Consider the following 26,212-nt stretch of genomic DNA (forward strand, 5'->3'; position numbering starts at 1 on the left):
GTCGTACGGGCGGGACCTAGTCGAGGTAGTCGCGCAGCACCTGCGAACGCGACGGGTGGCGCAGCTTCGACATGGTCTTGGACTCGATCTGGCGGATGCGCTCGCGCGTCACGCCGTACACCTTGCCGATCTCGTCGAGGGTCTTCGGCTGACCGTCGGTGAGACCGAAGCGCATGGAGACGACGCCGGCCTCGCGCTCGGACAGGGTGTCGAGGACGGAGTGCAGCTGCTCCTGGAGGAGCGTGAAGCTGACGGCGTCGGCGGGGACGACGGCCTCGGAGTCCTCGATGAGGTCACCGAACTCGCTGTCGCCGTCCTCGCCCAGCGGGGTGTGCAGCGAGATGGGCTCGCGGCCGTACTTCTGGACCTCGATGACCTTCTCCGGGGTCATGTCGAGTTCCTTGGCCAGCTCCTCCGGAGTGGGCTCGCGGCCCAGGTCCTGGAGCATCTGGCGCTGCACGCGCGCGAGCTTGTTGATGACCTCGACCATGTGCACCGGGATACGGATGGTGCGGGCCTGGTCGGCCATGGCGCGGGTGATCGCCTGTCGGATCCACCAGGTGGCGTACGTGGAGAACTTGTAGCCCTTGGTGTAGTCGAACTTCTCGACCGCGCGGATCAGACCGAGGTTGCCCTCCTGGATGAGGTCCAGGAAGAGCATGCCGCGGCCGGTGTAGCGCTTGGCCAGGGAGACCACCAGACGGAGGTTGGCCTCCAGGAGGTGGTTCTTGGCGCGCCGCCCGTCCTCGGCGATGATCTCCAGCTCGCGCTTGAGCTTCGGGGCGAGCTTGTCGGCGTTGGCCAGCTTGTCCTCGGCGAACAGGCCCGCCTCGATGCGCTTGGCCAGCTCGACCTCCTGCTCCGCGTTGAGCAGGGGGACCTTGCCGATCTGCTTGAGGTAGTCCTTGACCGGGTCGGCGGTGGCGCCGGCCGCGGCGACCTGCTGGGCGGGAGCGTCGTCCTCGTCCTCGTCGGACAGGACGAAGCCCGCGCTCTCGGCGCCCTCGGGCTCGTCGGCGACCTTGGTGTCCTCGAGGACCTCGTCCTCGAGGACCTCGGCGTCGTCCTTCTTGGCCGTGGTCTTCTTGGCGGTCGCCTTCTTGGCGACGGTCTTCTTCGCCGTGGCCTTCTTGGCGGTCGTCTTCTTCGCCGTGGCCTTCCTGGCGGGTTCGACTTCCTCGACGGGATCGTCGGCGACCGGGGCGGCGGGGACGGCCGGTGCGGCCGTGGTGGCGGTGGCCTTCCTGGTGGTCACCGTCTTCGCCGCGACCGTCTTGGTGGCGGTGCGCTTCGCCGGGCTCTTCGCTGCGACGCTCTTTCGGGTGCGCTTGGGCTCTGCTGCACTGACCATCAGCGTCACACCCTCTTCCTCAAGGATCTGGTTGAGGCTGCGCAGTACGTTCTTCCACTGAGTGGCCGGAATCTGGTCAGCTTCGAAGGCCCGACGCACATCGTCGCCGGCGATCTGCCCCTCAGCCTTTCCCCGCTCAATGAGCGCCATGACAGAGACGGACTCGGCGATCTCCGGCGGGAGCGTACGGGATGTGCTGGCCGACACGAACAACCTCTCGGAACGTTGGAAAACGGCTTCCGGCCCCGTCCACAGCGGACGGTGACCGACCACCGGCCTGGGGATGGGCCGACGGAGCGGGCGGGGGCCGGGGAAGTCGCACAGCGCCGTGTGTGGCGTCCGTATTCCCTCCGCGGCTGTCACCTCTTAGGTCATCGCACGGCTCCCTGGAGCGTTACGCCCAATCCGCGTGGCCCGAGTCACACCCCGTAAACGGTCAAAAACGGTCAGAGATGGGCATACGAGGTCGTCACCATGCAGCACCGGACCGCTCCGTCGGTTGTGGCGGCTCGCCGCACCGCCGGACCCCGCCGGACGCCCAGGGGCCCGGCGGGGTCCGGCGACGGCCGGTCCCAGGGACCGGCGCCGCCGTGAGAACCACGTGGGAGCGGCACACCGGCGACCGCATCGCCTTGCCGCGCGTCAGTGCTCGCGCGGCGCGGGGACGACGCGCTCGACCTCGGGGTGGACGGTGAGCAGCTGCCTCATGGCAGCCTCCGCGGCCGTGCCGTCGCCGGTGCCGAGCGCGTCCACGATCCGCGCGTGCTGCGCGAGGGAGCCCTCGTTCGGCCGCTCGCAGCCGGTGACCGGGCCGCCGGAGACCTGGAGGGCGGCCGAGACGATCCCGGAGAGGTGCTCCAGCATGCGGTTGCCCGCGATCTGGATGAGCAGGGAGTGGAACTCGGAGTCGGCACGCGAGAAGGTGAGCGCGTCACCCTGTGCCATGGAGTGACTCATGATCTCCACCATGTCGCACAGGCGCTGCTGCACCTCCTCGCGTCCGTGCCCGGCGGCGAGACGGGCGGCGAGCGGCTCGATCGTCCAGCGCAGCTCGCTCAGCTCGCGGCGCTGGTCGTCGCGCTGCGGCCCGAAGGCCCGCCATTCGATGATGTCCGGATCCAGGAGGTTCCAGTCGCTGACCGGCCGGACGCGTGTGCCGACGTTGGGGCGGGCGCTGACGAGGCCCTTCGCCTCCAGCACGCGGAGGGACTCGCGGACGACGGTGCGGGACACCTCGAAACGCTGGCCGATCTCCTCGGGCACCAGGGGGCGGTCCGCCCCCAGGTCACCCGAGACGATCATCTGACCCAGCTGCTGAACGAGTTGGCCGTGCAGCCCGCGTCCACGGCTGCCTGCGGTGCGCCGGCCCATGCGGCCCAGCTCGGGGTCCGCTCCTTCCCAGGCCGGCGCTCCGACACGGTCGGCCACCGGGGCCTCGCTGTAGGGGTAGCGGTCGAGTTCGCCCGGGCCGGCCAGACCTGAGTCGGCGGAGCGGGCGGCGGTCATCATGGTGTGCGCAAGGGTACTCACGGAACCTTTGTCGGCGTCGTCTCCAACTCCCTTGAGGGCTTTGGTGAAAAGCACACGAAAGGGTGATCGCTCACGCCATCGCAATTGACGCCTTATCGGAAAGAAACGGGCGCTCTCCGGGGAGTTGCGTACAGAGCCGGACCGGAAACGTACGGACGCCTGTCATCGGGCTCTGGTACGGAGCGTCATGTACAGATACGCACACAACAGTGCCGTCAGCGACAACGTCATTGCGCCACCGACGGGTTGGGCGACGACCCGGGCCAGGGCGGCCACGTACCGCTCTCCGCCGAAGGGCCACTGCAGCAGGAAGACCTCCCGCATCCGCACCGAAAGACCGGCCGCCGTCCGCGGGCCGGGGCCCTGCAGCACCCCGTGCACCACGGGGACGACGAGGACGGGTACGGCGAGGACGGCGGCCAGCCCCGCCGTGGTGGAGCGGAACACGCCCGCCGCCAGGACGCCGGCCCAGGAGCAGCCGATCAGCAGCCCGAACCAACCGGCCGTGAGCGCGAGCCAGTCCGCGGGTACCGCCGTGAGCTCCCGGCCGTAGACGAGGTAGAGCACCTCGGCGTCGCAGCCCATGGTGAGGAAGGCCAGCATCACGGCGGTGGCTCCGGAGACGAGGAGCTTGGCGGTGAGCAGTCCCAGCCTGCGGGGCACGGTGCCGCGGTCCGCCGCCAGCGCGGGGTGGCGGAACTCGTCTCCGAACGCGAGCGCGCCGAGCAGCCCGGCGGCGAGTGCCGCGGGCGGCAGCGGCAGTTCCCGCGGCCATGCGGCGAACAGCCGCGCCTGCGGGGTGTGACCGAGCCTGGCCAGGATCACCGCGGTGAGCGCGGACACCACCAGTGCGGCCCCGCAGGTGAGGAACCCGGTGCCGATCCCGGCGGCGCGCCGCAGCTCGTAGCGCAGGGGACGCAGGGGCCTCGGGGCGGGGCGGACGGTGATGGGGGGAGGGAGGGCGGACAGGGCGTCGAGCGTGCGGGGGCCCCCGGCGCGTGGGCGCGAGGGCGGCCCGCTCCGGGGTGAGCGGCTGCCGGGATCGGGGCCGTTCGGAGTGCGGGCGCCGGGGACGGTCGCGCCGGCTGCGGGGGCGCTGCCGGGGCTGGTGTCCGTTGTGCCGGTCCGTGCTCGCGCTTCGGCGGACTCGGAAGGACCGGACTGCGAGGCGGTTTCGGCGGGACGGCCTTCGAGGGCGATCACGAGGGCGGTGAGGGAGTCCGGCTCGGTCCTCGCGTCCGCGGCGTCCTTGGCGGCCAAGGCGGCATCGGGGTCGCCGGCGGGCGGACCGTCGGCGCCGCGGGACGAAGCCGACGACCTGCGGTCGTTCCCTGGGACGGAGCCGACAGGCACGCTGTCACCTTCGGAACCGGGGCCGACGGGCACGTGATCGCCATCGGCAGCGGGCTCGACGGGTGCGCCGTCCGCCCCGGTGGCAGAGTCAGGGGACGCGTCGTCGGCTTCGGAGGCGGAGACGGACGGCGCGCGGTCGCATTCCGCAGCGGGACCGGCCTGCGCCGCTTCCTCCGCCGCGGTGCTGGTTCGGATCACCGCGTGACCGGGCAGGGAACCGACCCGTTTCCGCTCCCCGGACGAGATCGCGGACAGCGCCTGCGGACGCCCGGCGGCCGCCTCCTCCGGCACAGCACCGGATGCGGCTTGCGCCTGCTCCTCCGGTGAGCGGCCCAGGGGGGCCTGCTCCCGGCCGACCGTCGAGGCGTCTTCCCCAGCGTCCATCTCGCCGCTGGGGCCCGCTTCCCTCGCGGATCCCACGGCCCCCACCTCGTCCGCGAGTTGGTGGACGAGGATGCCGTGCCGGAAGGCGGTCTCGCCGATGTCGGCGGTCGTACTGCCGTACACGGAGAGGCGGTTGCCACCCTCGCGGACGACTTCGACGGACCGACGGTCGGCGCGGGCCTCCTTGGCGAGCAGGGCGGCGAGGCGGGCGGCGTGCGGGCTGCGCACGGCCACGCGCGGACGCAGCCGGGTGCGGGCGAACTCCTTGCCCGCCTGGTCGGCGACGAGTTTCCCGCCGTCGAGAGTGACGACCCGGTCGGCCACGCGCGCGGCCTCCTTGGGGTCGGCCGTCGTGAACAGCACCGTGCCGCCCTGGGCCGCGTGTGCGCGCAGCATGCCGTGCAGCCAGCGCGACTCCCGGGCGGAGAGTCCCTCGGTGGGCTCGTCCAGCACGAGCGTGTGCGGGTCGGACAGCAGGGCGCAGGCCAGTCCGAGCCTGCGGTCCATGCCGCGCGACAGGGTGCCGAGGCGTTCCTCGCGGAAGCTGACGAGGCCGACCACCTCGAGCACCTCGTCCGCGCGCCGGACGGGCACCCCCGCCGCCGCGCACAGCATGCGCAGGTGGCCGCGGACCGAGCGGGCCGGATGACCGGGTACGTCACCCAGGAGCACGCCGACTTCGCGCGCCGGATGGGGAATCCGGTGCAGGGGCCGGTCCCTGAAGTACGTGATGCCGCGCCCCTGCTGGAGTTCGAGCATCAGTCGGAGCGCCGTCGTCTTGCCGGCACCCGCAACTCCGTGGAGCGCCGTGACATGGCCGGCGCACGCCTCGAAGGTGACGTCGTCGACGGCCGGAGGGTGCGCCTTGCGGGGGTTGCTGGTCAGTCCGAAGGCCTGGATCACCTGCAGCAAGATAGCGCGACATGTCCCGTTTTTCGGGTATCGCCCTATCTGTTCTTCGGTGGCGCGCAACTCGAGAGGGGCCTCGTGTAGGCCATTCGACGGAGCGGGGAGATCCCGGCTTCGCGAGTGTCAGACCTCGGGGCGGAGCATCGGGGGGTTGAGCAGGGTGGCGCCGCCTGCCCGGAAGAGCTGGGCCGGCCGACCGCCCTGGCGGGTGGTGGTGCCGCCCGTGGGCACGAGGAATCCCGGTGTTCCGGTGACCTTGCGGTGGAAGTTGCGCGGGTCGAGCGCCACGCCCCACACCGCCTCGTAGACCCGGCGCAGCTCTCCGACGGTGAACTCCGGCGGGCAGAACGCGGTGGCCAGCGACGAGTACTCGATCTTGGATCGGGCCCGCTCGACCCCGTCGGCGAGAACCTGGGCGTGGTCGAAGGCGAGCGGCGCCACGGGTTCGCCGTCACGGCCGTATCCGCCCTGCTCGAGCAGTTCCTCGACCGGCGCCCAGCGCGCGTTGCTCGCGTCGCCGCCTGCCCGGGGTGCGGGCAGGTCCGGGGCGAGCGCGAGGTGCGCGACGCTGACGACCCGCATCCGCGGGTCCCGCTTCGGGTCGCCGTAGGTGGCCAGCTGCTCCAGATGCGCACCGTTGTCCTGGACCGGAACGGAGGGATCATGGGCACGCAGCCCGGTCTCCTCCGCCAGCTCACGCGCCGCCGCCTGGGACAGGTCCTCGTCGGCCCGCACGAAACCGCCGGGCAGGGCCCAGCGCCCCTGGAACGGCGGCTCGCCCCTGCGTACCGCCAGCGCGCACAGGGCATGGCGGCGCACGGTCAGCACGACCAGGTCCACGGTCACGGCGAAGGGCGGAAAGGCTGACGGGTCGTAGGGCATGCCGCGATCATAGTCGTCTGCCTGACGATAAACACTCCCTTCCCCGACCGCGCAGGTGCGGGGTCCGCTTCCTTCCGGTCTGGGGCGCGGCGCGGTCTCCCGTTCGCCCTTCGGACGCGTCGTGCGAGGTCGCCCTTCGCGTCGCAGCCCGTCCGTCTTCCTCCTCGTGCCGTCGTGAGTCCCGGTCGGCCGACCGGGGCAGCGAAGCGGTGCGGTGGCGGCCGGCGCGTCGGCGGGTGGGGTCGGCGGGTTGCGGGCGTGCCGGGGGCGGCCCCCGGCCCGGCCGTGCCTCGCTGGTGGTGAGGGGCCGGCATCGGCCGTGTCCCCCGGGTGGCGCTCATCCGTCCCTTTCGGTTTCCCGACGACCGCTCGCCGCCGCGGCGCCGTCGCTCATGGCGTCGCCCGCGCGCGTACGCGTGCCGCTCTGCCGCACACGGCCCGGACGCGCAGGCCCGGCCGCCGGTGGTTGCGGAGGGGAGCCTGCCGGGCGGCTCCGTCCGTCGTCGCCCCGCAACCGACGAGGGCCGCCGTCCACGTCCTGCGAAGCCCGTGTCCGGCGTCGGCGCCGGCCGCCGGCGGCGCCCGCGGGCCGCGCGGCAGCGCCTCCCTGCGCCGGGGTGACCGTCCCGGCATCCTCCTCAGCCATCGTCGGGGGCTCGTCAGAGGCCTCATCCTCTCCCCGGTCCTCCGGGGCTGGCCCCTCGCGTTCCGTGCGCAGGCAGCGGCGGATCGACTCGGGGTCGAGTCCTTCGTTGCAGGCCTGGTGCAGCAGGCGGGCGAAGAGGTAGTCGGGGTCCGCGCCCAGGGCCATCGCGAAGGCCTCACGGGCCTCCAGTTCGTCGCCGGCCGACCAGGCCACCCAGCCCGCGAGCGTCAGCGGGGCGGCGGCGTGCTCGCGGTAGGGCCCGACGCAACGACGGGCCAGCGCGCGCCAGAGCCGCAGCGCCGGACCGGCCTCGTCTCCTTCCATCCAGGCGGCCGCCCGGTCGCGGGTCGTGCGGTCCTGGAGCCCGAGGATCAGTGTGGCCGCCTCGTCGTGGGCGAGCAGTTCGTCGTCGCGGAGGTCGGCCGGGTGCGCACCGGACACGGGGGGTGCCGCGGCGAACCTGCCGATGATCCGCTCGGCCAGCTCGAGGGTCTCCTCGGCCACGGCCGCCCGGGCCGTGTCGTCCAGGATGCGGGGCACCAGCGCCATGCCGGCGGAGTCCAGGGCGACCTCCTGATCCAGCGCCGCGCCGGTCTCCCAGGGCAGCAACCTGGCCCGCAACTCCCGCAGTGTGCCGCGCACTTGGATGCCCGCGTAGGTAGCTGCGGCGGCCAGGACGGAAGTGCCCGGCAGACCCATGGGCGTGCCGTCGTCGGGGCAGCATCCCTCGGCCCCGCAGCTGTAGGACCAGAAGCGGCCGTCCGCGATGCACAGTGACTCGATCACCGGAATGTCGAGATCGCTGCACTTTACGCGGACCGCGTCGGCGAGCGGTGCGAGCCGGAGCATGACGTCCCGGCCCGTTTCCCCCCGGCTGGGTTCCTGGCAGAAGAAGGCGATCAGCCGCTGGGGCCGGTTGCCGCGTCGCTCGCTCGTGGCCACGAACCCTTGGGCCAGCTGCCGCGCGGCGTCGCCCCAGTCCTCCTCGCTCGCCGGGATGCCCAGCCGGGCCCGCCCGCCGAACCTGCCGCGGCCTGCCCGGTCGTGCAGGGCGACCAGCACGATGCTGTCCTCGGGCCGGTAACCGAGCAGATAGGGCAGGGCGTCGGCCAGCTCGGCCGGGGTGCGCAGGGTGACCTGGGTTTCGTGCGCGGACTCCTCGCCCAGAAACTCCCGTCGTGCGGTGTCGTCGTTTTCGAACGATCCGGTCGTTTCGCTGTGGTTCGTCATGCGCAGACGATCTCGCGTATCCCAGGATTCCGCTTGAGGCTGTGGACAACTCGAATCAGGGACACGACAAGGCGGCACCGTGGCCGGCGCCTCGTCCGCGGCCGAAGCGCCGCGGCGGTCCACTCGCGCCCGGGGTCCGGCCCGGTTGTCGGTGGCGTCCTGTTGTATGGGACGTATGGAGCACACGAGCAACGCGGATCTCCGGGCGCAGGCCGACGCCGTCCTCGCCCGCCTCGTCGGGGACGCCACGGGTACGGCCCGGCTGCGCGAGGACCAGTGGCGGGCCGTCGAGGCGCTGGTCGCCGACCGGCGGCGGGCCCTGGTCGTGCAGCGCACGGGGTGGGGCAAGTCCGCGGTGTACTTCGTGGCGACCTCGCTGCTGCGGGCCAGAGGGAGCGGGCCCACGGTGATCGTCTCCCCGCTGCTCGCGCTGATGCGCAACCAGGTGGAGGCCGCGGCCAGGGCCGGGATCCACGCCCGGACCATCAACTCCTCCAACTCCGAGGAGTGGGAAGCCGTCCAGACCGAGATCGCGGCCGGCGAGGTCGACGTGCTGCTCGTCAGCCCCGAGCGACTGAACAACCCGGACTTCCGCGACCAGGTCCTGCCCAAGCTCGCCGCGGCGACCGGGCTGCTCGTCGTTGACGAGGCCCACTGCATCTCGGACTGGGGACACGACTTCCGTCCCGACTACCGGCGTCTGCGCACGATGCTCGGTGATCTCGTTCCGGGCGTCCCCGTGCTGGCCACCACCGCCACCGCCAACGCGCGGGTGACCGCCGACGTCGCCGAGCAGCTCGGCACCGGCGGCACCTCGGACGCCCTCGTGCTGCGCGGGCCGCTGGACCGGGAGAGCCTGAGCCTCGGCGTGCTGCGGCTGCCGGACGCCGCGCACCGGATGGCCTGGCTCGCGGACCACCTCGACGAGCTACCGGGTTCGGGCATCATCTACACGCTGACCGTGGCCGCCGCCGAGGAGGTCGCGGCCTTCCTGAGGCAGCGGGGGCACACCGTCGCCTCGTACACGGGCAGGACGGAGAACGCCGACCGCCAGCAGGCCGAGGAGGATCTGCTCGGCAACCGGGTCAAGGCGCTGGTCGCCACGTCCGCGCTCGGCATGGGCTTCGACAAGCCGGACCTCGGGTTCGTCGTGCATCTCGGTTCGCCCTCCTCGCCCATCGCCTACTACCAGCAGGTCGGACGCGCCGGACGCGGCGTCGAGCACGCCGAGGTGCTGCTGCTGCCCGGCGTGGAGGACGAGGCGATCTGGGAGTACTTCGCCTCCCTCGCCTTCCCCTCCGAAGAGCTGGTGCGTCGCACCCTGGACGTCCTCGCCCGGGCCGAGGGACCGCTGTCGCTCCCCGCGCTGGAGCCGCTGGTCGAGCTGCGCCGCTCCCGGCTGGAGACCATGCTCAAGGTCCTCGACGTGGACGGAGCCGTCCGGCGCGTCAAGGGCGGCTGGATCGCGACGGGGCAGCCGTGGTCGTACGACACCGAGCGCTACAGCTGGGTCGCCCGGCAACGCAAGGCGGAACAACAGGCCATGCGCGAGTACGCGTCCACCGATCAGTGCCGCATGGAGTTCCTCCAGCGCCAGCTCGACGACGAGGGCGCCAAACCCTGCGGCCGCTGCGACAACTGCGCGGGTCCGCGCTTCACCGTCGGTGCCTCCACGGCGGCCCTGGACGCGGCACGCGCCGATCTCGGCCGTGCCGGGGTCGAGGTGGAGCCCCGCCGCATGTGGCCGACGGGTCTCGCGGCCATCGGGATCGACCTGAGGGGACGCATCCCGGCCGGTGAACAGGCCTCCTCCGGGAGGGCACTGGGCCGGCTGTCGGACATCGGCTGGGGCAACCGGCTGCGCCCCCTCCTGGCGCCTCAGTCACCCGACGCGCCGGTGCCCGACGACGTGACCCGAGCCGTGGTGGAGGTGCTGGCCGACTGGGCGAAGGGCCCCGGCGGCTGGGCTGCGGGCGCCGGACCCCGGCCCGTGGGTGTGGTGACCGTGCCCTCGCGCACCCGGCCGGCGCTGATCCACTCCCTGGGCGCCCGCATCGCCGAGATCGGCCGGTTGCCGCTGCTCGGATCGGTGGAGTATGCAGGTGAGGTACCACGGGTGCCGCGCAGCAACAGCGCTCAGCGACTCAAGGCCCTCGCCGACGCGCTGACGGTGCCGCCCGCCCTCGCCTCCGCGCTCGCCGAGGCAGGCGGCCCGGTGCTGCTGGTCGACGATTTCACGGAGACCGGCTGGACTCTCGCGGTCACGGCACGCCTGCTCAGACGCGCGGGAGCCGGCGGCGTGCTGCCCCTGGTAATGGCCGTGCAGGGCTGAGCACCCTGCGGCACGCGCACGGGCCACGGCGCACGCACGCGCCGTGGCCGAACGCCTCAGGGGTCAAGCGCGGCTCCTGTGGGTAGGGATATAAGCCACGCACCACCAGATAACAGTCGGTGGCCCCAATTGCTCGTTGCCGCATCCAAGTTCGACAGGAAGAATTGAAGTCCGCTCCCCGCACGGCTCACCCGCGCTCCGGTTGGGCTCCGCTGCGGTGCGCGCTCCCCCGAATCCGACCTCGCCCTCAGTGTGGGCGCGTAGCCGAAGGGAGGAACGTGACCTTCGGATTCGCCTCCTCGACCTCGGCGGCCTCGCTGTCGCCGGCCGCGTCCGCCAGTCGCCTGCTCGAGCCCGCGGAGTGGGCCGCTGCCGGAATTCCCCTGCTGCGCAACCCGCGTGAGGTCGTCAGCGGGTTGCACGCCCGGCACCGTCCCAAGCCCTCCACGGCGATCGTGGCCGTGCTGGATCCCGAGGAACGACTGTGTGCCAGCGCCTCGTTCGTCCGGCGTCCGGCCCCGGCCGACGGCTGGATGTTCCGCAACGCGCTGCTCGCCCAGTTGCGCCGGGTCATTCCGCACGACCTGCGCCGGCGCACCCCGGTACGCACCGCCGTGCTGCTCTACTGCCGTGAGGGCGACGCGCGTTGGACCGAGGAGGACGGCGCCTGGATGTGGGGACTGCGCGACGCCTGCACGCTGCACGGGCTGCGCTGCGGGGCGTACATCACCCTGACCGGCGACGGCTGGCAGGTGCTCGGCGAGGGGCGCGGCGGGCGCCGCCCCAACGCCCACTCGGAGCCGGAGCCCTTCGCCATGTCGGAAGCTCCCCCGCAGACCCCGCGCACCGGCGGCCCGGTCTCCGAGGTGCTCCGCCGCGCGGCCGCCCGCTGACGGGCACGGCTCTTCCGGGGCCGGCGCTCCAGCAGCCCGCACGCGTCGGGCAGGCGCTGCCCGACACCTCCTGGCGGCACGGTCCAGCCACGCACCGGCAGTGCTCCACCGCCGGCACGGGCCGTCCCGGCGGTGGACGGCCACGGTCGGTCATCCGGGCATGCCGAAGGCCGCGCCGTCCCCCGGAGGCACCTGTTCACCACGCGGACGCCCCGCGGGGCCGGGCGTGGCTCAGACGCCCGCGCCCAGCACCGAGTTGATCCGCTGCGGGTCTCCGCAGACGATCAGCAGGGCACCGGCCCGGGAGTGGGCCAGCGGCAGGGCGGTGGCGGCAGCGCCGGCAGGGCCGCCGTTGACGGCCACGACGACCACGGGACGCGACGCGGCACGGGAGGCCAGGGCTGCGTCCGCGTAGAAGACGTCGTCACCGGCGTCGTGCTGCGCCCAGTAGGAGGCTTCGCCGAAGGACAGTTCGTGCTCGGCCCACGGGTGCTGGGCGCCGGTGGTGAGCACCAGCACCTCTCCGGGGGCACGACCCGACTCCAGGAGCAGGTCCACCGCCTCCTCGGCGGCGTCGAGCGCTCCCTCGGCCGAGGCCGGGATCAGCTGGATCTGCGGGGCCGCCGCGGTGGCGGCGGGAGCGGCCGGGCCCGACGGGCCAGGCTTGACCGGAGCCACGTCACGCGGCGTGCGCTGCACCGGCGGCGTAGGCCGCAGAGGGCCGGGACGACCGGGGCGGGACGGAGCCGCGGGGCGGGGGCCGGGTACGGGGCGGGGGGTCGGCGCGGTGCGGGGACCCTGGGCACTCTCGTGAATCTGAGGCTCCTCGGGAATGAGAGGCATGAGCTGATATTTATCAAACGTTGGTGCGGTGCGGGTGACCGGGTGGCACATCAGTGCGAGCGAACCCGTCAGAAGTCGAAGCCGAGCTGGCCTTCGATCTCCGGAACGCTTGCGTCCGCCCAGCTGCGGGCCTTCTTGAGATGCCGCCACTGGGGCAGCGCATCAAGATACGCCCACGACAAACGGTGGTACGGGGTGGGGCCCCGCTCCTCCAGAGCGGCCTTGTGCACAGGCGACGGATACCCGGCGTTGTCCGCGAATCCGAAGTCTGCATGGTCGATACCCAGTTCGGCCATCATTTTGTCGCGCTGAACCTTGGCGATGACGGACGCCGCCGCGACGGCCACGCACGACCGGTCACCCTTGATCACCGTGCGCACCTTCCACGGGGCACCGAGATAGTCGTGCTTCCCGTCGAGGATCACGGCGTCGGGTCGGACCGGCAGGGTGTCCAGGGCACGCACGGCGGCAAGCCGTAGCGCGGCGGTCATCCCCAGGTCGTCGATCTCCTCGGGAGAAGCATGCCCCAGGCCGTAGGACGTCACCCATGACCGCAGTATCCCGGCCAGTTCCGTACGCCGCTTGATGGTCAGCAGCTTGGAGTCGGTCAGACCCTCGGGCGGCCGGCGCAGTCCGGTGATCGCCGCGCAGACGGTGACGGGTCCGGCCCAGGCACCTCGCCCCACCTCGTCGACACCGGCAATGATCTTCGCTCCGGTCGTGGCGCGCAGGGAGCGCTCGACGGTATGAGTAGGTGGTTCGTACGGCATGGCGCCCTTAGGGTACGCCGCCGGGATCCCCGCGCGACACCCCGGTCAGCCGGGGGCTGGGCCGCCCGGCACCGAAAGCGTTCACGGACGCGCTCAGGTGCCGCTGGGCCGCAGCAGCGGGAGCATCAGCTGGTCGATCATCTCCTCAAGGTCCTGATCACTCCATTCGCTCGCGCACATCTTCGATCGGTACATCATCATGGCCGGAACGGCGTCGAAGACGTACCCGTTCGCCGCGTCGGAGCGGACGTCACCCCGCTCCATCCCGCGGGCGATGACCTGCCGCAGCAGCGTGATGGTCGGCTCGACCACACCCTCGAAGATCACGCCATGGAAGCGCTCGACCTGCGCCGGATCGCATTCGTGAATCACCGCACGCAACGCGAAGCCGGGGCGCGAGTACATGGCGTCCCGGGCTCGCCTGCACAGGAACAGCAGATCCTCACGCACACTGCCGAAGTCCGGCGCCCCTTCGATGCGCGGCAGTCCGGCCTCGAGGGCGGCGGCGACCAGGTCCTCCTTGGAGGACCAGCGCCGATAGACCGCGGCCTTGCCGGTCTGGGCGCCGGCTGCGACCCCCTCCATCGTCAGGCCGTTCCAGCCGACCGTGCTCAGCTGCTCCAGAGCGGCGTCCAGGATCGCGCGCTCGAGCACGGCACCGCGCCGACGAGGGGACGCCGTCCGGGCAGGGGGTGCCGTCCAGCGCGAGGTAACCATCCGTATTTCTCCAGCGGGCAGGGTGAGCGGGGGATTGCGAGGCGGGGACGCGCCGTGTCGCCGCACAGGGGGACGCGACCGACGACGCGAGATTAAGTGAACGCTTGCGTTCACTACTGGGGACTCACTACCGTTGACGCGACAGTGAACGCGAGCGTTCACTAACACCTTTGTGGGGGACCCATCGTGACAACCTCTCAGCTGCTTCAGGAACAGAAAGCGGGTGCGGCCCGCCGGGAAGGGCATCCCGGCATCGCGCTCACGGTCATCGCGGCCTGCCAACTCATGGTGGTACTCGACGCGACGATTGTGAACATCGCACTCCCGCACATTCAAGACGCGCTCGAATTCAGCACGACCGATCTGACGTGGGTGGTCAGCGCCTACACGCTCACCTTCGGGGGGCTGCTGCTCCTCGGCGCCCGGGCCGGGGACATCCTCGGCCGGCGGCGGGTGTTCATCGCCGGGATCCTGCTGTTCACCTTCGCCTCGCTGCTGGGAGGCCTCGCCCAGGAACCCTGGCAACTGCTGGCCGCCCGGTCGCTGCAGGGCGTGGGAGGCGCGATCGCCTCGCCCACGTCGCTCGCGCTGATCACCACCACCTTCCCCGAGGGTCCCGAGCGCAACCGGGCGTTCGGCGTGTTCGCGGCCGTGTCGGCCGGTGGCGGCGCCATCGGTCTTCTCGCCGGCGGCATGCTGACCGACTGGCTGGACTGGCGGTGGGTCCTCTTCGTCAACGTGCCCATCGGCGTGCTGATCGCCGCCCTGGCACCGCTGTACATCAGCGAGTCGCAGCGACACCCGGGACGGTTCGACATCGCGGGTGCGCTGACGTCGACGGCCGGCATGGCCTCGCTGGTCTACGGGTTCATCCGCGCGGCGGAGGACGGCTGGCGCGACGGGCTCACGCTCGGCTCGTTCGGCGCGGCGGTGGTGCTCCTGCTGGCCTTCATCCTCACCGAGCTGCGGGTGAAGGAACCGATCACCCCGCTCAAGATGTTCGCGGACCGCAATCGCTCCGGTACGTACGCGATCATGCTCTATCTGGCGGCAGCCATGTTCGGGATGTTCTTCTACATCGTGCTGTTCGTCCAGAACGTGCTCGGCTACAGCCCGATCAAGGCCGGCCTGGCCTTCCTTCCGGTGACGGTCGCGATCGCTGTCGGCGCGGGCCTGTCGCAGCGGTTCCTGCCGACGCTCGGCCCCAAGCCGTTCATGGTCGCCGGTTCGACACTCGTGGCGATCGGTCTCGTCTGGCAGACGTTCATCAGTCCGGACAGCTCCTATCTCGGTGGGGTGCTGGGGCCCATGCTGGTGTTCGGGTTCGGGATGGGCCTGAACTTCGTGACGGTCACCGTCACGGCGGTCTCCGGCGTCCCCCAGCACGAGGCGGGTGCTGCCTCCGGGCTGCTCAACGCCACGCAGCAGGTCGGCGGTTCGCTGGGCCTGTCCATCCTGACCACCGTCTTCGGTTCCGCGAGCACGGACGAGGCGAAGAAGCAGCTGCCGAAGTTCCTGGCCGGCGGGAACCCGGAGCAGAAGGCGCAGTTCGTCAAGACGCACCAGCTGCCCGCACCCTGGGCGAACGAAGTGCTCGCCCACGGGATCTCGGCGGCCTTCGTCCCCGCCGCGGCGATGGCCGGGTTCGCGCTTCTGACCGCCTGGCTGGTGATCAAGGTACGCAGGAGCGACCTCGAAGCGCTCGCCGGAACGGCCGGCCCGGGCATCGGCTGACCCGCCCGGAACGACGCGGAACAGCGGCCGACCGGGCCGCTGCCGGAGCACGGACGGCACACACCCCGGTCCGGCCGGCCGCACCGCCCTCGCGGCCATGACCGTGAGAAACGCGGACATGACCAACAGGAGCACAGGCGGCCCGATCACCTCGGCCGACATGGCAGTCACCCCCCTTCCCCGATCTCCGACCGACCTCTCCGAACCGGTTGCTCGACCGGTCCGGAGAGGCAGCGGACACTGAGGGAACGGGGAGCCGTCACGCAGAGTTCCCGCCGAGTACGGAGAGTCTTCAGCTGGTGGTGCGGCGAACCCTCACGGAGTCGTCGGAACCCAGTCCGGCAGCACCTCGGTCCGCTCGCTCCACTCCGCCGGCGGCGCCCCCGCCTTGCCGGACGCGAGCACGCCGCCCACGATCGCGCAGGTGGTGTCCACATCCCCGCCCACCTGGGCGGTCGTCCAGAAGGCCGTCTCGAAGTCGGTCAGAGAACGGGCGGCCGACCAGAGGGCGAACGGCACGGTGTCGTGGGCGGACGTGCGCCGTCCGCAGCCCAGCACGGCGGCGACCGTGCCCGCGTCACCGTAGTCGAGCATGTCCCGGGCCCGACGCAGCCCCGCGCCGACGGCGCTCTTGGGTACCAGTGCGACGACGCCGTCGAGGAGCGCCTCAGGGCTCGGCGGGCCGTCGGGCGAGGCGACCAAGGCGGCGGCCGCCGCGACGGCCATGGCACCCACCACGGCCTCACGGTGCTGGTGCGTGGGGTACGCGGAGATCTCCGCCTGATGCGTCGCCTGCTCCGGATCGTCCGCGTACCAGGCGCCCAGCGGTGCGATGCGCATCGCGGCGCCGTTGCCCCAGGAGCCCTGCCCGTTGAAGAGGCCGGCGGCCAGCTCGCGCCAGTCCTGGCCCTCCCGGACGAGGCGGAGGAGCCGGTTGACGGCGGGGCCGTAGCCGCGGTCGAAGTCGTGGTGCTCGGCGAAGGAACGGGCCAGCGCGTCCTGGTCGAGGCGCCGGTGATCGGCCAGTACGGCCACCACCGAGCAGGCCATCTCCGTGTCGTCCGTCCACTGCCAGGGCCCCTCGGGCACCTCGCGGCGCTTGAGCAGGGGGTAGTTCACCGGAACGAAGAACTGCGAGCCCAGCGCGTCCCCCACCGCCAAGCCGCGCAGGCTGGCCAGGGCGCGCTCCAGGCGGCCGGGAGAAGAGGAGTCTGCGGTCATCGCTCTGCCACTCTATCCGGTGACCCAGTACGGCACCGGGTCCCGCCAGCGCTCGAAGGGCCGGTCCAGTGTGTACTTGCCGTTCTCCCCGAGAACGAGCATCCGCATCTCGGCGTTCCCGGGATTCGACAGCGACTCGAATTCGGCCACCGTCCAATGGAACCAGCGCATGCAGAACAGCCGCATCGCCAGCCCGTGCGTCACCAGCAGCACGTTCGGCGGATGGTCGGGCGCCTCGAAGCTGCGGAACAGGCTCTCCAGGAAACCGCCGACCCGGTCGTAGACGTCGGCACCGGACTCCCCCTGCGGGAAACGGAAGAAGAAGTGCCCGTAGGCGTCCCGGTACGCCTTCTGCAGGCGTACGTCGTCGCGGTCCTGCCAGTTGCCCCAGTCCTGCTCGCGGAGCCTCGGTTCCTCCCGGACCCGTATGAGGTCCGGGTCGAGGCGGAAGGCGCTCAGCGTCTCGTGCGTCCGGCGGTACGGGGAGACGTACACGCTCACGCGTTCCCGGCCGAAGACCTCCCGCAGGACCTCGCCGGTCTCCTCGGCCTGCCGCCGGCCGCGTTCGGTCAGGGCGAGAGCGTGGTCGGGCTCCCGCTCGTAGACGGAGTCATCAACATTGCCCGTTGACTCGCCGTGCCGGACAAGGACGATGCGCCGTGGTCGTGCCATGCCAGAACCCTAGATCGAACGGCGGACGGTGGAGCACTCGTACGGGCCCCATACGGCGTAGGTCACACGATTCCCGCGTCCCGGGCCGTGCCGGGAGCCTGTGCGTTGGATTTTCAAATCGTCCGGGGTCGTCCGCAAGGCCTCTCAGACCGTCCAGGACGGCTCCAGGTCCACGATGTCACCTGAAAGGGCCGCGACGTCGGCTTCCGTCTGGGCGCGCAGGGCCAGGCGCTCCACCCGCTCGGTGCGGTATTTGCCGTGCTCAGCCGCCGACCGCCACATGGAAAGCACCAGGAACTCCTGCTCGGGCGCTTCGCCGAACATGCCCCGGATCATGCCCGGCGAGCCCGCCATCGCGGGGTTCCAGACCTTCTCCTGCATGAGCGTGAAGTTCTCGACGCGGTCCTCGTGGACCCGGCAGAGGGCCACCCGGATCAGGTCGGCGTCCGTGAACCGGGGCTCGAAACCCGTCTTCACGTCGAAGCGGTACTCGAACAGCTTGGCCTGGGGGTTCTTGAACGTGCCGGACTGGGCGGCCGCGAGACGGTCGTGGGAGCGGGCCATGAAGGAGTCGTAGAAGGCACGGCTCTCCCAGAAGGCGAAGACGTGCGCCACGCCGGGTCGCTGCCGGCTCCAGCCTCCACCCTGACCCCGAAAACCCGGCTCCCCCAGAAGCCCCGCCCATTTCCGCTGCCCCCGCTCGAAGCCGCGGCGGTCCACCACGGTGCAGCGAATCCACTTGACCAGCACCGCGCCATCGTAAGGCCAGCGGACGTGGCGCCGGTCACGCTCCGGCGGAGATCGCCCGCGCATGCGCCCCCGCGCGCGTGGCACGATGAGGAACAAGCCCCGACTCCCAGGGAGTTGGGAAAAGGATCTCCAAGGGGGAAGGGAAGTCCGGTGACCGGCTTCAGCAAGGGAATCGGCAAGGTGGAGGTCTCCCTCAGGTGGGACCCCAGTCCGGCGGGGCAGCCGCCCACCGATCTCGACATCGTCGCCGCGACCTTCGTGTCCGGCGACCCGTACGGCACTCCGGCTTATCTGGTGCACTTCGACAGCCGTTCGCCGGACGGCACGATCAACCTCAACCGGGACAGCACGGACGGCAGGGGATTCGGCTGGGACGAGGTCATGACGCTGGAACTCGACCGGCTCGACGGACGGTACGCGCGCGTGGTGGTCGGTGTCGTCATCCAGCAGCGGCCCGCGCGCAAGGCGTTCGCCGACGTGCTCCGGCCTGCCATGCGCATCCGCGAGGGCTACACCGTGCTCGCCGAGGACGACTTCGGGTCGGTTCCCGGCGCCACGGCGGCCACGATCGGCGAGTTCGTGCGGGACGCGGCCGGCGGGTGGACCCTCCGCGCCGGCGTCCACGGCTTCGACGCGGACCCGGCCGACTTCACCCGGGTCATGGGCAGGCGCGGCGGACCGGGCCCGCAGGCCGTGTAAGGGACCGCGATCGCCGGCGCGCGGGCCCGCTTTTCCCGCGCTGCCTCGCAGGGAGCGGCCGGGCGCGGCGACACATGCGTGTCGCGCCTGTCCGCGGCCGGTTCCGAGGTGCGCGTGGGCGGAAAGGGTGAGGGGCGCCGGCCATGGCCGGCGCCCCTCACCTCACGTACCGCGTGTCGGATCAGCTGCAGCCGCTGGTCGAGCCGCAGCCCTCGCAGATGTAGCAGGAACCGGCCCGCTGCATCTTCGTGCCGCACGAGAAGCACAGCGGGGCGTCGGCCTGGATGCCCAGCTGCATCTCCACCAGTTCGGCACTGGTGTGCGCCTGCTTCGGGGCGGGCTTGGCCGCCTCCGGCTCGGCCTTCGGCGTGGCGACGGCCTTCAGCTCCTGGGCACGCGGCGCCGACTGGGCCAGGCCCTCCACGTCGACCTCGTCGTCGGCCGGCTCGTAGGAGCCGGTCTCCAGGTGCCGCTGGCGCTCCTCGGCGGAGTGGATGCCGAGCGCGGAGCGGGTCTCGAAGGGCAGGAAGTCCAGCGCCAGGCGGCGGAAGATGTAGTCGACGATCGACTGAGCCATCCGCACGTCCGGGTCGTCGGTCATGCCGGCCGGCTCGAAGCGCATGTTCGTGAACTTCGAGACGTACGTCTCCAGCGGCACGCCGTACTGGAGGCCGACGGAGACGGCGATGGAGAAGGCGTCCATCATGCCGGCGAGGGTCGAGCCCTGCTTGGACATCTTCAGGAAGACCTCGCCGAGACCGTCGTCCGGGTAGGAGTTGGCGGTCATGTAGCCCTCGGCGCCGCCGACCGTGAAGGACGTGGTGATCCCCGGGCGGCCCTTCGGGAGGCGCTTGCGGACCGGGCGGTACTCGATCACCTTCTCGACCGTCTCGCGGATTGCCGCCTCGGCCTTCTCCGTGACCTCGGCCTTCTCCTTCTCCTTGGTCTTCGCGGAGAGCGGCTGGCCGACCTTGCAGTTGTCGCGGTAGATCGCGAGCGCCTTGACGCCGAGCTTCCAGGCCTCGTAGTAGATCTCCTCGACCTCCTCGACGGTCGCCGTCTCCGGCATGTTGACCGTCTTGGAGATGGCGCCGGAGATCCACGGCTGGATCGCGGCCATCATGCGGACGTGGCCCATCGGGGAGATGGCGCGCTCGCCCATGGCGCAGTCGAACACCTCGTAGTGCTCCGGCTTGAGGCCGGGAGCGTCGATCACGTTGCCGTGCTCGGCGATGTGGGCGACGATCGCCTCGATCTGCTCCTCCTGGTAGCCCAGGCGGCGCAGGGCCTGCGGGACGGTGCCGTTGACGATCTGCATCGAGCCGCCGCCGACGAGCTTCTTGAACTTCACCAGCGCCAGGTCGGGCTCGACACCGGTGGTGTCGCAGGACATCGCCAGACCGATGGTGCCGGTCGGGGCGAGGACGGACGCCTGAGAGTTACGGAAACCGTTCTTCTCACCGAGGCGGACGACGTCCTGCCAGGCCTCCGTGGCGGCGGCCCACACCGGGGTGTCCAGGTCGTCCATGCGGACGGCCGTGCCGTTCGCGTCGGCGTGCTGCTTCATGACGCGCTTGTGGGCGTCGGCGTTGCGGGCGTAGCCGTCGTACGGGCCGACGACCGCGGCCAGTTCGGCGGACCGGCGGTAGGCCGTGCCCGTCATCAGGGAGGTGATGGCGCCGGCGAGGGCGCGGCCGCCGTCGGAGTCGTACGCGTGGCCGGTGGCCATCAGCAGGGCGCCCAGGTTGGCGTAGCCGATGCCGAGCTGGCGGAACGCGCGCGTGTTCTCGCCGATCTTCTGGGTCGGGAAGTCCGCGAAGCAGATCGAGATGTCCATCGCGGTGATGACCAGCTCGACGACCTTCTGGAAACGCTCGGTCTCGAAGGACTGGTGGCCCTTGCTGTCGTCCTTGAGGAACTTCATCAGGTTCAGCGAGGCCAGGTTGCAGGACGTGTTGTCCAGGTGCATGTACTCGCTGCACGGGTTCGACGCGGTGATCCGGCCGGACTCGGGGCAGGTGTGCCAGTTGTTGATCGTGTCGTCGTACTGGATGCCCGGGTCGGCGCAGGCCCAGGCGGCCTCGGCGATCTTGTGGAAGAGACCCTTGGCGTCGACCTCCTCGATGACCTCGCCGGTCATACGGGCGCGCAGGCCGAACTTGCCGCCGTCCTCGACCGCCTTCATGAACTCGTCGTTCACGCGGACCGAGTTGTTGGCGTTCTGGTACTGGACGGACGTGATGTCGTCACCGCCCAGGTCCATGTCGAAGCCCGCGTCGCGCAGGACGCGGATCTTCTCCTCCTCGCTGACCTTCGTCTGGATGAAGTCCTCGATGTCGGGGTGGTCGACGTCGAGCACGACCATCTTGGCGGCGCGGCGGGTGGCACCACCGGACTTGATGGTGCCGGCGGAGGCGTCGGCGCCGCGCATGAAGGAGACGGGACCGGAGGCGTTGCCGCCCGAGGACAGCAGTTCCTTGGAGGAGCGGATGCGGGAGAGGTTCAGGCCGGCACCGGAGCCGCCCTTGAAGATCATGCCCTCTTCCTTGTACCAGTCGAGGATCGACTCCATGGAGTCGTCGACGGACAGGATGAAGCAGGCGGAGACCTGCTGGGGCTGCGGGGTGCCGACGTTGAACCAGACCGGGCTGTTGAAGCTGAAGATCTGGTGCAGGAGGGCGTACGCCAGCTCGTGCTCGAAGATCTCGGCGTCGGCGGGCGAGGCGAAGTACTTGTAGTCCTCACCGGCCTTCCGGTACGTCTTCACGATGCGGTCGATCAGCTGCCTGAGGCTGGTCTCGCGCTGGGGGGTGCCCACGGCACCGCGGAAGTACTTGCTGGTGACGATGTTGACCGCGTTCACCGACCAGAAGTCGGGGAACTCGACGCCACGCTGCTCGAAGTTGACCGAGCCGTCGCGCCAGTTGGTCATGACGACGTCCCGGCGCTCCCAGCTCACCTCGTCGTACGGGTGTACGCCGGGGGTGGTGTGGATGCGCTCGATCTGCAGTCCCTTGATCCCCGCCTTGCCGCCCTTGGCTCGGGAACCTCGTGCCGGACCGCTCGCCGTCTCTGTCATGCCGCCTCCCTGTACGGGCAAAAACGCCCTGAAGTGCCACGATGTTCCCGTGGCACGGTGGTGTGTCGTGTGTTGCGGGCACCCTCACGCTGCCGCCCGCAACTCGTCTTCGATCGCCGCCCCGGTCCGGAACCCGGGTCTCCGTCCGGTCTCCGGACCGCCCGTCAGTCGGCGGCGTGGGCGGGCAGGGGAACCTGGGTGGTCCCCGCGGACCCGCGTTCGTCTTCCTGGCTCCCCGCTCCCGCGTCTCCGTCGTCCGCGTCGGGGCCCCGTGTCGCCTGCCTCAGCTCCGCGATGGCGGCCTCGAAGTCCTCGAGCGAGTCGAACGCCCGATAGACGGAGGCGAATCGCAGGTAGGCGACGAGGTCGAGTTCCTGCAACGGGCCGAGTATGGCCAGACCCACGTCATGGGTGGTCAGCTCGGCGCTTCCGGTGGCCCGCACCGCCTCCTCGACCCGCTGGCCGAGCTGGGCGAGTGCGTCCTCGGTGACAGGCCGTCCCTGGCATGCCTTGCGCACACCATTGATGATCTTGGTACGGCTGAACGGCTCGGTGACTCCCGACCGCTTGACCACCATGAGCGAGCACGTCTCCACGGTCGTGAAACGACGGGAGCAGTCGGGGCACTGGCGGCGCCTGCGGATCGAGGTGCCGTCATCGGTCGTGCGACTGTCGACCACACGGCTGTCGGGGTGCCTGCAGAAGGGGCAGTGCATGATCTCCAACCCTCCTCACAGCAGACTCAACAGCCTCGCCGGACCTCATGGGCCCCGCGAAGCAGCCCTAAGCATAGGCGATCGCGAGGGTCCGAGAGACCCGGGGGGCGACGGGAAAACACAACTTGTGGGCTGCTGTAGCCATCCAAGCACTAGATGTGGGGATTGGCTCATACATCGAGGCGACGGTGCGTGTCGGCACACGGGTCGCCGCCCCCGGCTACCCGCGAACGACCGGGACGAACACGCGGGCGCGCGGACGTACCGCTGCCGCGGTTACGGAGATACCGTGGTCGCCGCACGGAGGACACGTGGGACTCCGGCGCAGATGGCACCCGGATCCCGGTTGACGGGGCTCCGGATGGCAGACTGGGGACGCCACCCACGAGGTGACCCGCCCCGGCGGTGAAGAGTACAACAATGGGCGCTTTTGTCCGCCAGGGATCGCGTCAGCAATACACCCGGACACACGATCGCGTCAGGTGAATCGCACTTTTTCACTCGAACGTGTGTTTGGCGCAACCTTTCGAAAGCATCTACCGTTGTCCAGCAGGGAGACCATCGAGAGGGGCCGACGTGACCACCACCGCAGACAGTGCCACCATCACCGCCCAGGACCGCATCCAGGGCCGAGTCGAGCCGGTGCATGCGATGAACGAAGCCACGAATCCCGAGGGGCACAAGCGCTCCCTGCCGGGCCGACCTCCAGGCATCCGGGCCGACAGCTCAGGGCTCACCGACCGGCAGCGCCGGGTGATCGAGGTCATCAGGGACTCGGTCCAGCGGCGCGGCTACCCGCCGTCCATGCGTGAGATCGGCCAGGCCGTCGGCCTCTCCAGCACCTCCTCGGTCGCGCACCAGCTCATGGCACTCGAACGCAAGGGCTTCCTGCGCCGCGACCCGCACCGTCCTCGCGCGTACGAGGTGCGCGGTTCCGACCAGGCCGTCACCGTGCAGCCCACGGACACCGCGGGCAAGCCGGCCGCCTCGTACGTCCCGCTGGTCGGTCGTATCGCCGCCGGCGGACCGATCCTCGCGGAGGAGTCGGTCGAGGACGTGTTCCCCCTCCCCCGACAGCTCGTCGGCGACGGTGAGCTGTTCGTGCTCAAGGTCGTCGGCGACTCGATGATCGAGGCCGCGATCTGTGACGGCGACTGGGTCACCGTCCGCCGCCAGCCCGTCGCCGAGAACGGCGACATCGTGGCGGCCATGCTCGACGGCGAAGCCACCGTCAAGCGCTTCAAGCGCGAGGACGGCCACGTCTGGCTCCTGCCGCACAACGCGGCCTACGAACCGATTCCCGGCGACGACGCCACCATCCTCGGCAAGGTCGTCGCCGTACTGCGGCGCGTGTGACGCCGCGGCGGGCCGGCCTCGGCCCGCACCCTGACCGGGCCCCGGAACCCCTGCGCCGGTTCCGGGGCCCTGTGCTGTCCGGGTGGGTCGGCTCCCCGGGCTGAGTGCGTCCTGCTCAGGGGTGATCGGCCGGCACCGGCGGACCACCCCTGATCACTTCGCCTCCGTCTCCTTCGCCGTCTTCGCGGCCGCATCGATCGCCGCGAGCGACTTCCGTACCTGGTTGCGGTCCGTGGTGTACCAGAAGTCGGGAAGCGACGCCTTGAGGTACCCGCCGTACCGGGCGGTGGCCAGACGCTGGTCCAGGACGGCGACCACGCCCCGGTCCCCGGAGGCCCGTACGAGACGGCCGGCACCCTGGGCCATGAGCAGGGCCGCGTGCGTCGCGGCCACGGCCATGAAGCCGTTGCCGCCCGCTTCCTCCACCGCCTTCTGGCGCGCGCTCATCAGCGGGTCGTCGGGGCGCGGGAAGGGGATCTTGTCCATGACGACCAGCTGACAGCTGGGGCCCGGGACGTCGACGCCCTGCCACAGCGACAGCGTCCCGAAGAGACAGGTCGCGGGATCGGCGGCGAAGTTCTTGATCAGTTCGCCGAGTGTCTCCTCCCCCTGGAGCAGGATCGGATACTCGGGAATGCGGGAGCGCAGCTCCTCCGCGGCGAGCTGGGCGGCCCGCATGGAGGAGAACAGTCCGAGGGTGCGGCCGCCGGCGGCCTGGATCAGCTCGGTCAGCTCGTCGAGCATGTCGGCACGCTCGCCGTCCCGGGCCGGGCGGGCGAGGTGCTTGGCGACGTACAGGATGCCCTGCCTGCGGTAGTCGAAGGGGGAGCCGACATCCGTCCCCTTCCAACGCGGCAGGTCGTCCCCCTCCACGCCCTCGGGACCGAGGCCCAGGGACGCGCCGACGCCGTTGAAGTCGCCGCCCAGCTTGAGGGTCGCCGAGGTGAGGACGACGCTGCGGTCCGCGAAGAGCTTCTCCCTCAGCAGTCCCGACACCGACATGGGGGCGACCCGCAGCGAGGCGCCGAAGCGGTCGTGCCTCTCGTACCAGACGACGTCCCACTCCGAGCCGTTCGCGACCCGCTCCGCCACATCGTGCACCGTCTCGACCGAGGCCAGCGCCTGCTTGCGGATCGCGTCCTCGTCCTGGACCGACTTGTCACGGGTCGTCCCGAGCGCGGTGATGACCGTTCGGGCGGCGTCCCGCAGGGCCATCAGCGCGTACGTGAGGTCTTCGGGGATCTCCTCGAGGCGGCCCGGCAGCGCCAGCTCCATCAGCCGCTCGAAGCCTTCGGCGGCGGTCTGGAGCTGGTCGGCGGCCTTCTCGTTGACCAGCTTCGCGGCCCGTCGCACCGCACGGTTGACCTGGCCTGGCGTGAGTTCGCCCGTGGCCACGCCGGTGACCCGGGAGACCAGCTCGTGGGCCTCGTCGACGATCAGGACCTCGTGCTGCGGCAGCACCGGGGCGCCCTCGATCGCGTCGATGGCCAGCAGGGCGTGGTTCGTGACGACGACCTCGGCGAGCTTCGCCCGCTCCCGGGCCATCTCCGCGAAGCACTCCGCCCCGTAGGCGCACTTCGATGCTCCGAGGCACTCCCGGGAGGACACCGACACCTGCGCCCAGGCACGGTCGGAGACTCCCGGAGTAAGGCCGTCGCGGTCCCCGGTCTCGGTCTCGTCGGACCAGTCGCGCAGGCGCAGCAGGTCCTGGCCCAGCTTGCTGGTGGGCGCCGCGGCCTCGAACTGGTCGAAGAGGCCGTCCTCCTCGTCCTGCGGCATGCCCTCGTGCAGGCGGTGCAGGCACAGGTAGTTCGACCGGCCCTTGAGCATCGCGAACTCGGGACGGCGGCGCAGCAGCGGGTGCAGGGCCTCGACCGTGCGCGGCAGGTCGCGCTCCACGAGTTGGCGCTGCAGCGCGAGCGTGGCCGTGGCGACGACCACGCGCTCCCCGTGGGCGAGCGCGGGCACGAGATAGCCGAGCGACTTTCCGGTGCCGGTGCCGGCCTGGACCAGCAGATGGGATCCGTCGTCGATCGCCTCGGCGACCGCTTCGGCCATGGCGACCTGGCCGGGGCGCTCCGTGCCGCCGACGGCTGCGACCGCGGCATGCAGGAGTTCGGGGAGTGAGGGCTTCGTCATAGCCCG

General features: G+C 71.0%; 19 protein-coding genes. 5 read left to right on the top strand and 14 right to left on the bottom strand.

Features of this window, described 5'->3' with window-relative positions:
- Positions 1 to 16: 16 nt before the first annotated feature.
- The 5 genes from AQJ66_RS30110 to AQJ66_RS30130 form a co-directional block, all read right to left on the bottom strand.
- Positions 17 to 1,558, bottom strand: coding sequence for an RNA polymerase sigma factor (locus AQJ66_RS30110; protein WP_061928353.1), 1,542 nt, complete (start codon positions 1,556 to 1,558; stop codon positions 17 to 19).
- 435 nt (positions 1,559 to 1,993) lie between these two features.
- Positions 1,994 to 2,881, bottom strand: coding sequence for a FadR/GntR family transcriptional regulator (locus AQJ66_RS30115; RefSeq protein WP_061928254.1), 888 nt, complete (start codon positions 2,879 to 2,881; stop codon positions 1,994 to 1,996).
- 162 nt (positions 2,882 to 3,043) lie between these two features.
- A complete protein-coding gene (locus AQJ66_RS30120; protein WP_482255553.1) occupies positions 3,044 to 5,530 on the bottom strand; it encodes an ABC transporter ATP-binding protein in 2,487 nt (828 codons plus the stop codon).
- Between the two features lie 120 nt (positions 5,531 to 5,650).
- On the bottom strand, positions 5,651 to 6,409 hold the full coding sequence (locus AQJ66_RS30125; protein ID WP_061928255.1) for an NUDIX hydrolase: 759 nt from the start codon (positions 6,407 to 6,409) through the stop codon (positions 5,651 to 5,653).
- 337 nt (positions 6,410 to 6,746) lie between these two features.
- Entirely contained in the window at positions 6,747 to 8,285 is a 1,539-nt protein-coding gene (locus tag AQJ66_RS30130; protein ID WP_061928256.1) for a DUF4192 domain-containing protein, read from the bottom strand.
- 175 nt (positions 8,286 to 8,460) lie between these two features.
- Between AQJ66_RS30130 and AQJ66_RS30135 the strand changes: the two genes are divergently transcribed.
- Together AQJ66_RS30135 and AQJ66_RS30140 are read left to right on the top strand one after the other, a co-directional pair.
- On the top strand, positions 8,461 to 10,617 hold the full coding sequence (locus AQJ66_RS30135) for a RecQ family ATP-dependent DNA helicase (RefSeq protein ID WP_061928257.1): 2,157 nt from the start codon (positions 8,461 to 8,463) through the stop codon (positions 10,615 to 10,617).
- Positions 10,618 to 10,895: 278 nt separating this feature from the next.
- Positions 10,896 to 11,510: a hypothetical protein gene (locus tag AQJ66_RS30140; RefSeq protein WP_061928258.1), complete on the top strand. Its 615-nt coding sequence runs from the start codon at positions 10,896 to 10,898 to the stop codon at positions 11,508 to 11,510.
- 231 nt (positions 11,511 to 11,741) lie between these two features.
- Here AQJ66_RS30140 and AQJ66_RS30145 read toward each other — a convergent pair whose 3' ends face one another.
- The 3 genes from AQJ66_RS30145 to AQJ66_RS30155 all read right to left on the bottom strand — a co-directional run bounded on the left by AQJ66_RS30145 (position 11,742) and on the right by AQJ66_RS30155 (position 13,840).
- Positions 11,742 to 12,353, bottom strand: a complete 612-nt coding sequence (locus AQJ66_RS30145) for a hypothetical protein (protein WP_107119090.1) — start codon at positions 12,351 to 12,353, stop codon at positions 11,742 to 11,744.
- 68 nt (positions 12,354 to 12,421) lie between these two features.
- Positions 12,422 to 13,123 carry a ribonuclease HII gene (locus tag AQJ66_RS30150; RefSeq protein ID WP_061928260.1) on the bottom strand — a complete coding sequence of 234 codons (702 nt, stop codon included), beginning with the start codon at positions 13,121 to 13,123 and terminating at the stop codon, positions 12,422 to 12,424.
- 93 nt (positions 13,124 to 13,216) lie between these two features.
- Positions 13,217 to 13,840 carry a TetR/AcrR family transcriptional regulator gene (locus tag AQJ66_RS30155; protein ID WP_079060516.1) on the bottom strand — a complete coding sequence of 208 codons (624 nt, stop codon included), beginning with the start codon at positions 13,838 to 13,840 and terminating at the stop codon, positions 13,217 to 13,219.
- 186 nt (positions 13,841 to 14,026) lie between these two features.
- Between AQJ66_RS30155 and AQJ66_RS30160 the strand changes: the two genes are divergently transcribed.
- The gene (locus AQJ66_RS30160) at positions 14,027 to 15,574 is read left to right on the top strand and encodes an MFS transporter (RefSeq protein WP_079060517.1); all 1,548 of its coding nucleotides are present in this window, start codon (positions 14,027 to 14,029) and stop codon (positions 15,572 to 15,574) included.
- A gap of 315 nt (positions 15,575 to 15,889) precedes the next feature.
- Here AQJ66_RS30160 and AQJ66_RS30165 read toward each other — a convergent pair whose 3' ends face one another.
- From AQJ66_RS30165 to AQJ66_RS30175, 3 genes are all read right to left on the bottom strand, one after another.
- Positions 15,890 to 16,795 carry an ADP-ribosylglycohydrolase family protein gene (locus AQJ66_RS30165; protein WP_061928263.1) on the bottom strand — a complete coding sequence of 302 codons (906 nt, stop codon included), beginning with the start codon at positions 16,793 to 16,795 and terminating at the stop codon, positions 15,890 to 15,892.
- Between the two features lie 12 nt (positions 16,796 to 16,807).
- On the bottom strand, positions 16,808 to 17,467 hold the full coding sequence (locus tag AQJ66_RS30170; protein ID WP_061928264.1) for a histidine phosphatase family protein: 660 nt from the start codon (positions 17,465 to 17,467) through the stop codon (positions 16,808 to 16,810).
- Positions 17,468 to 17,611: 144 nt separating this feature from the next.
- Complete coding sequence (locus AQJ66_RS30175) at positions 17,612 to 18,217, bottom strand: YdbC family protein (RefSeq protein WP_061928265.1); 606 nt, start codon at positions 18,215 to 18,217, stop codon at positions 17,612 to 17,614.
- Between the two features lie 114 nt (positions 18,218 to 18,331).
- Here AQJ66_RS30175 and AQJ66_RS30180 point away from each other — a divergent pair, with 114 nt between their 5' ends.
- The gene (locus AQJ66_RS30180) at positions 18,332 to 18,916 is read left to right on the top strand and encodes a TerD family protein (protein WP_425264315.1); all 585 of its coding nucleotides are present in this window, start codon (positions 18,332 to 18,334) and stop codon (positions 18,914 to 18,916) included.
- Positions 18,917 to 19,097: 181 nt separating this feature from the next.
- On the opposite strand, the gene AQJ66_RS30185 is transcribed toward AQJ66_RS30180, so the two are convergent.
- Positions 19,098 to 21,995, bottom strand: a complete 2,898-nt coding sequence (locus AQJ66_RS30185; protein ID WP_061928268.1) for a vitamin B12-dependent ribonucleotide reductase — start codon at positions 21,993 to 21,995, stop codon at positions 19,098 to 19,100.
- A 164-nt stretch (positions 21,996 to 22,159) separates the two neighbouring features.
- Positions 22,160 to 22,711, bottom strand: coding sequence for a transcriptional regulator NrdR (gene nrdR, locus AQJ66_RS30190; RefSeq protein ID WP_061928357.1), 552 nt, complete (start codon positions 22,709 to 22,711; stop codon positions 22,160 to 22,162).
- A 576-nt stretch (positions 22,712 to 23,287) separates the two neighbouring features.
- Here nrdR and lexA point away from each other — a divergent pair.
- The gene (gene lexA, locus AQJ66_RS30195; protein ID WP_061928270.1) at positions 23,288 to 24,067 is read left to right on the top strand and encodes a transcriptional repressor LexA; all 780 of its coding nucleotides are present in this window, start codon (positions 23,288 to 23,290) and stop codon (positions 24,065 to 24,067) included.
- A gap of 153 nt (positions 24,068 to 24,220) precedes the next feature.
- Here lexA and AQJ66_RS30200 read toward each other — a convergent pair whose 3' ends face one another.
- The gene (locus tag AQJ66_RS30200; protein WP_061928272.1) at positions 24,221 to 26,206 is read right to left on the bottom strand and encodes an ATP-dependent DNA helicase; all 1,986 of its coding nucleotides are present in this window, start codon (positions 26,204 to 26,206) and stop codon (positions 24,221 to 24,223) included.
- Between the last annotated feature and the right edge of the window lie 6 nt (positions 26,207 to 26,212).

The organism is Streptomyces bungoensis, from assembly GCF_001514215.1.
In the GTDB taxonomy this organism is placed as follows: domain Bacteria; phylum Actinomycetota; class Actinomycetes; order Streptomycetales; family Streptomycetaceae; genus Streptomyces; species Streptomyces bungoensis.

What these genes read in the sequence shown, in the direction of transcription:
- AQJ66_RS30125 (WP_061928255.1), bottom strand. Translation starts at nt 6,409, where the DNA reads ATGCCCTACGACCCGTCAGCCTTTCCGCCCTTCGCCGTGACCGTGGAC.
- AQJ66_RS30130 (WP_061928256.1), bottom strand. Translation starts at nt 8,285, where the DNA reads ATGACGAACCACAGCGAAACGACCGGATCGTTCGAAAACGACGACACC.
- AQJ66_RS30135 (WP_061928257.1), top strand. Translation starts at nt 8,461, where the DNA reads ATGGAGCACACGAGCAACGCGGATCTCCGGGCGCAGGCCGACGCCGTC.
- AQJ66_RS30145 (WP_107119090.1), bottom strand. Translation starts at nt 12,353, where the DNA reads ATGCCTCTCATTCCCGAGGAGCCTCAGATTCACGAGAGTGCCCAGGGT.
- AQJ66_RS30150 (WP_061928260.1), bottom strand. Translation starts at nt 13,123, where the DNA reads ATGCCGTACGAACCACCTACTCATACCGTCGAGCGCTCCCTGCGCGCC.
- AQJ66_RS30155 (WP_079060516.1), bottom strand. Translation starts at nt 13,840, where the DNA reads ATGGTTACCTCGCGCTGGACGGCACCCCCTGCCCGGACGGCGTCCCCT.
- AQJ66_RS30165 (WP_061928263.1), bottom strand. Translation starts at nt 16,795, where the DNA reads ATGACCGCAGACTCCTCTTCTCCCGGCCGCCTGGAGCGCGCCCTGGCC.
- AQJ66_RS30170 (WP_061928264.1), bottom strand. Translation starts at nt 17,467, where the DNA reads ATGGCACGACCACGGCGCATCGTCCTTGTCCGGCACGGCGAGTCAACG.
- AQJ66_RS30185 (WP_061928268.1), bottom strand. Translation starts at nt 21,995, where the DNA reads ATGACAGAGACGGCGAGCGGTCCGGCACGAGGTTCCCGAGCCAAGGGC.
- nrdR (WP_061928357.1), bottom strand. Translation starts at nt 22,711, where the DNA reads ATGCACTGCCCCTTCTGCAGGCACCCCGACAGCCGTGTGGTCGACAGT.
- AQJ66_RS30200 (WP_061928272.1), bottom strand. Translation starts at nt 26,206, where the DNA reads ATGACGAAGCCCTCACTCCCCGAACTCCTGCATGCCGCGGTCGCAGCC.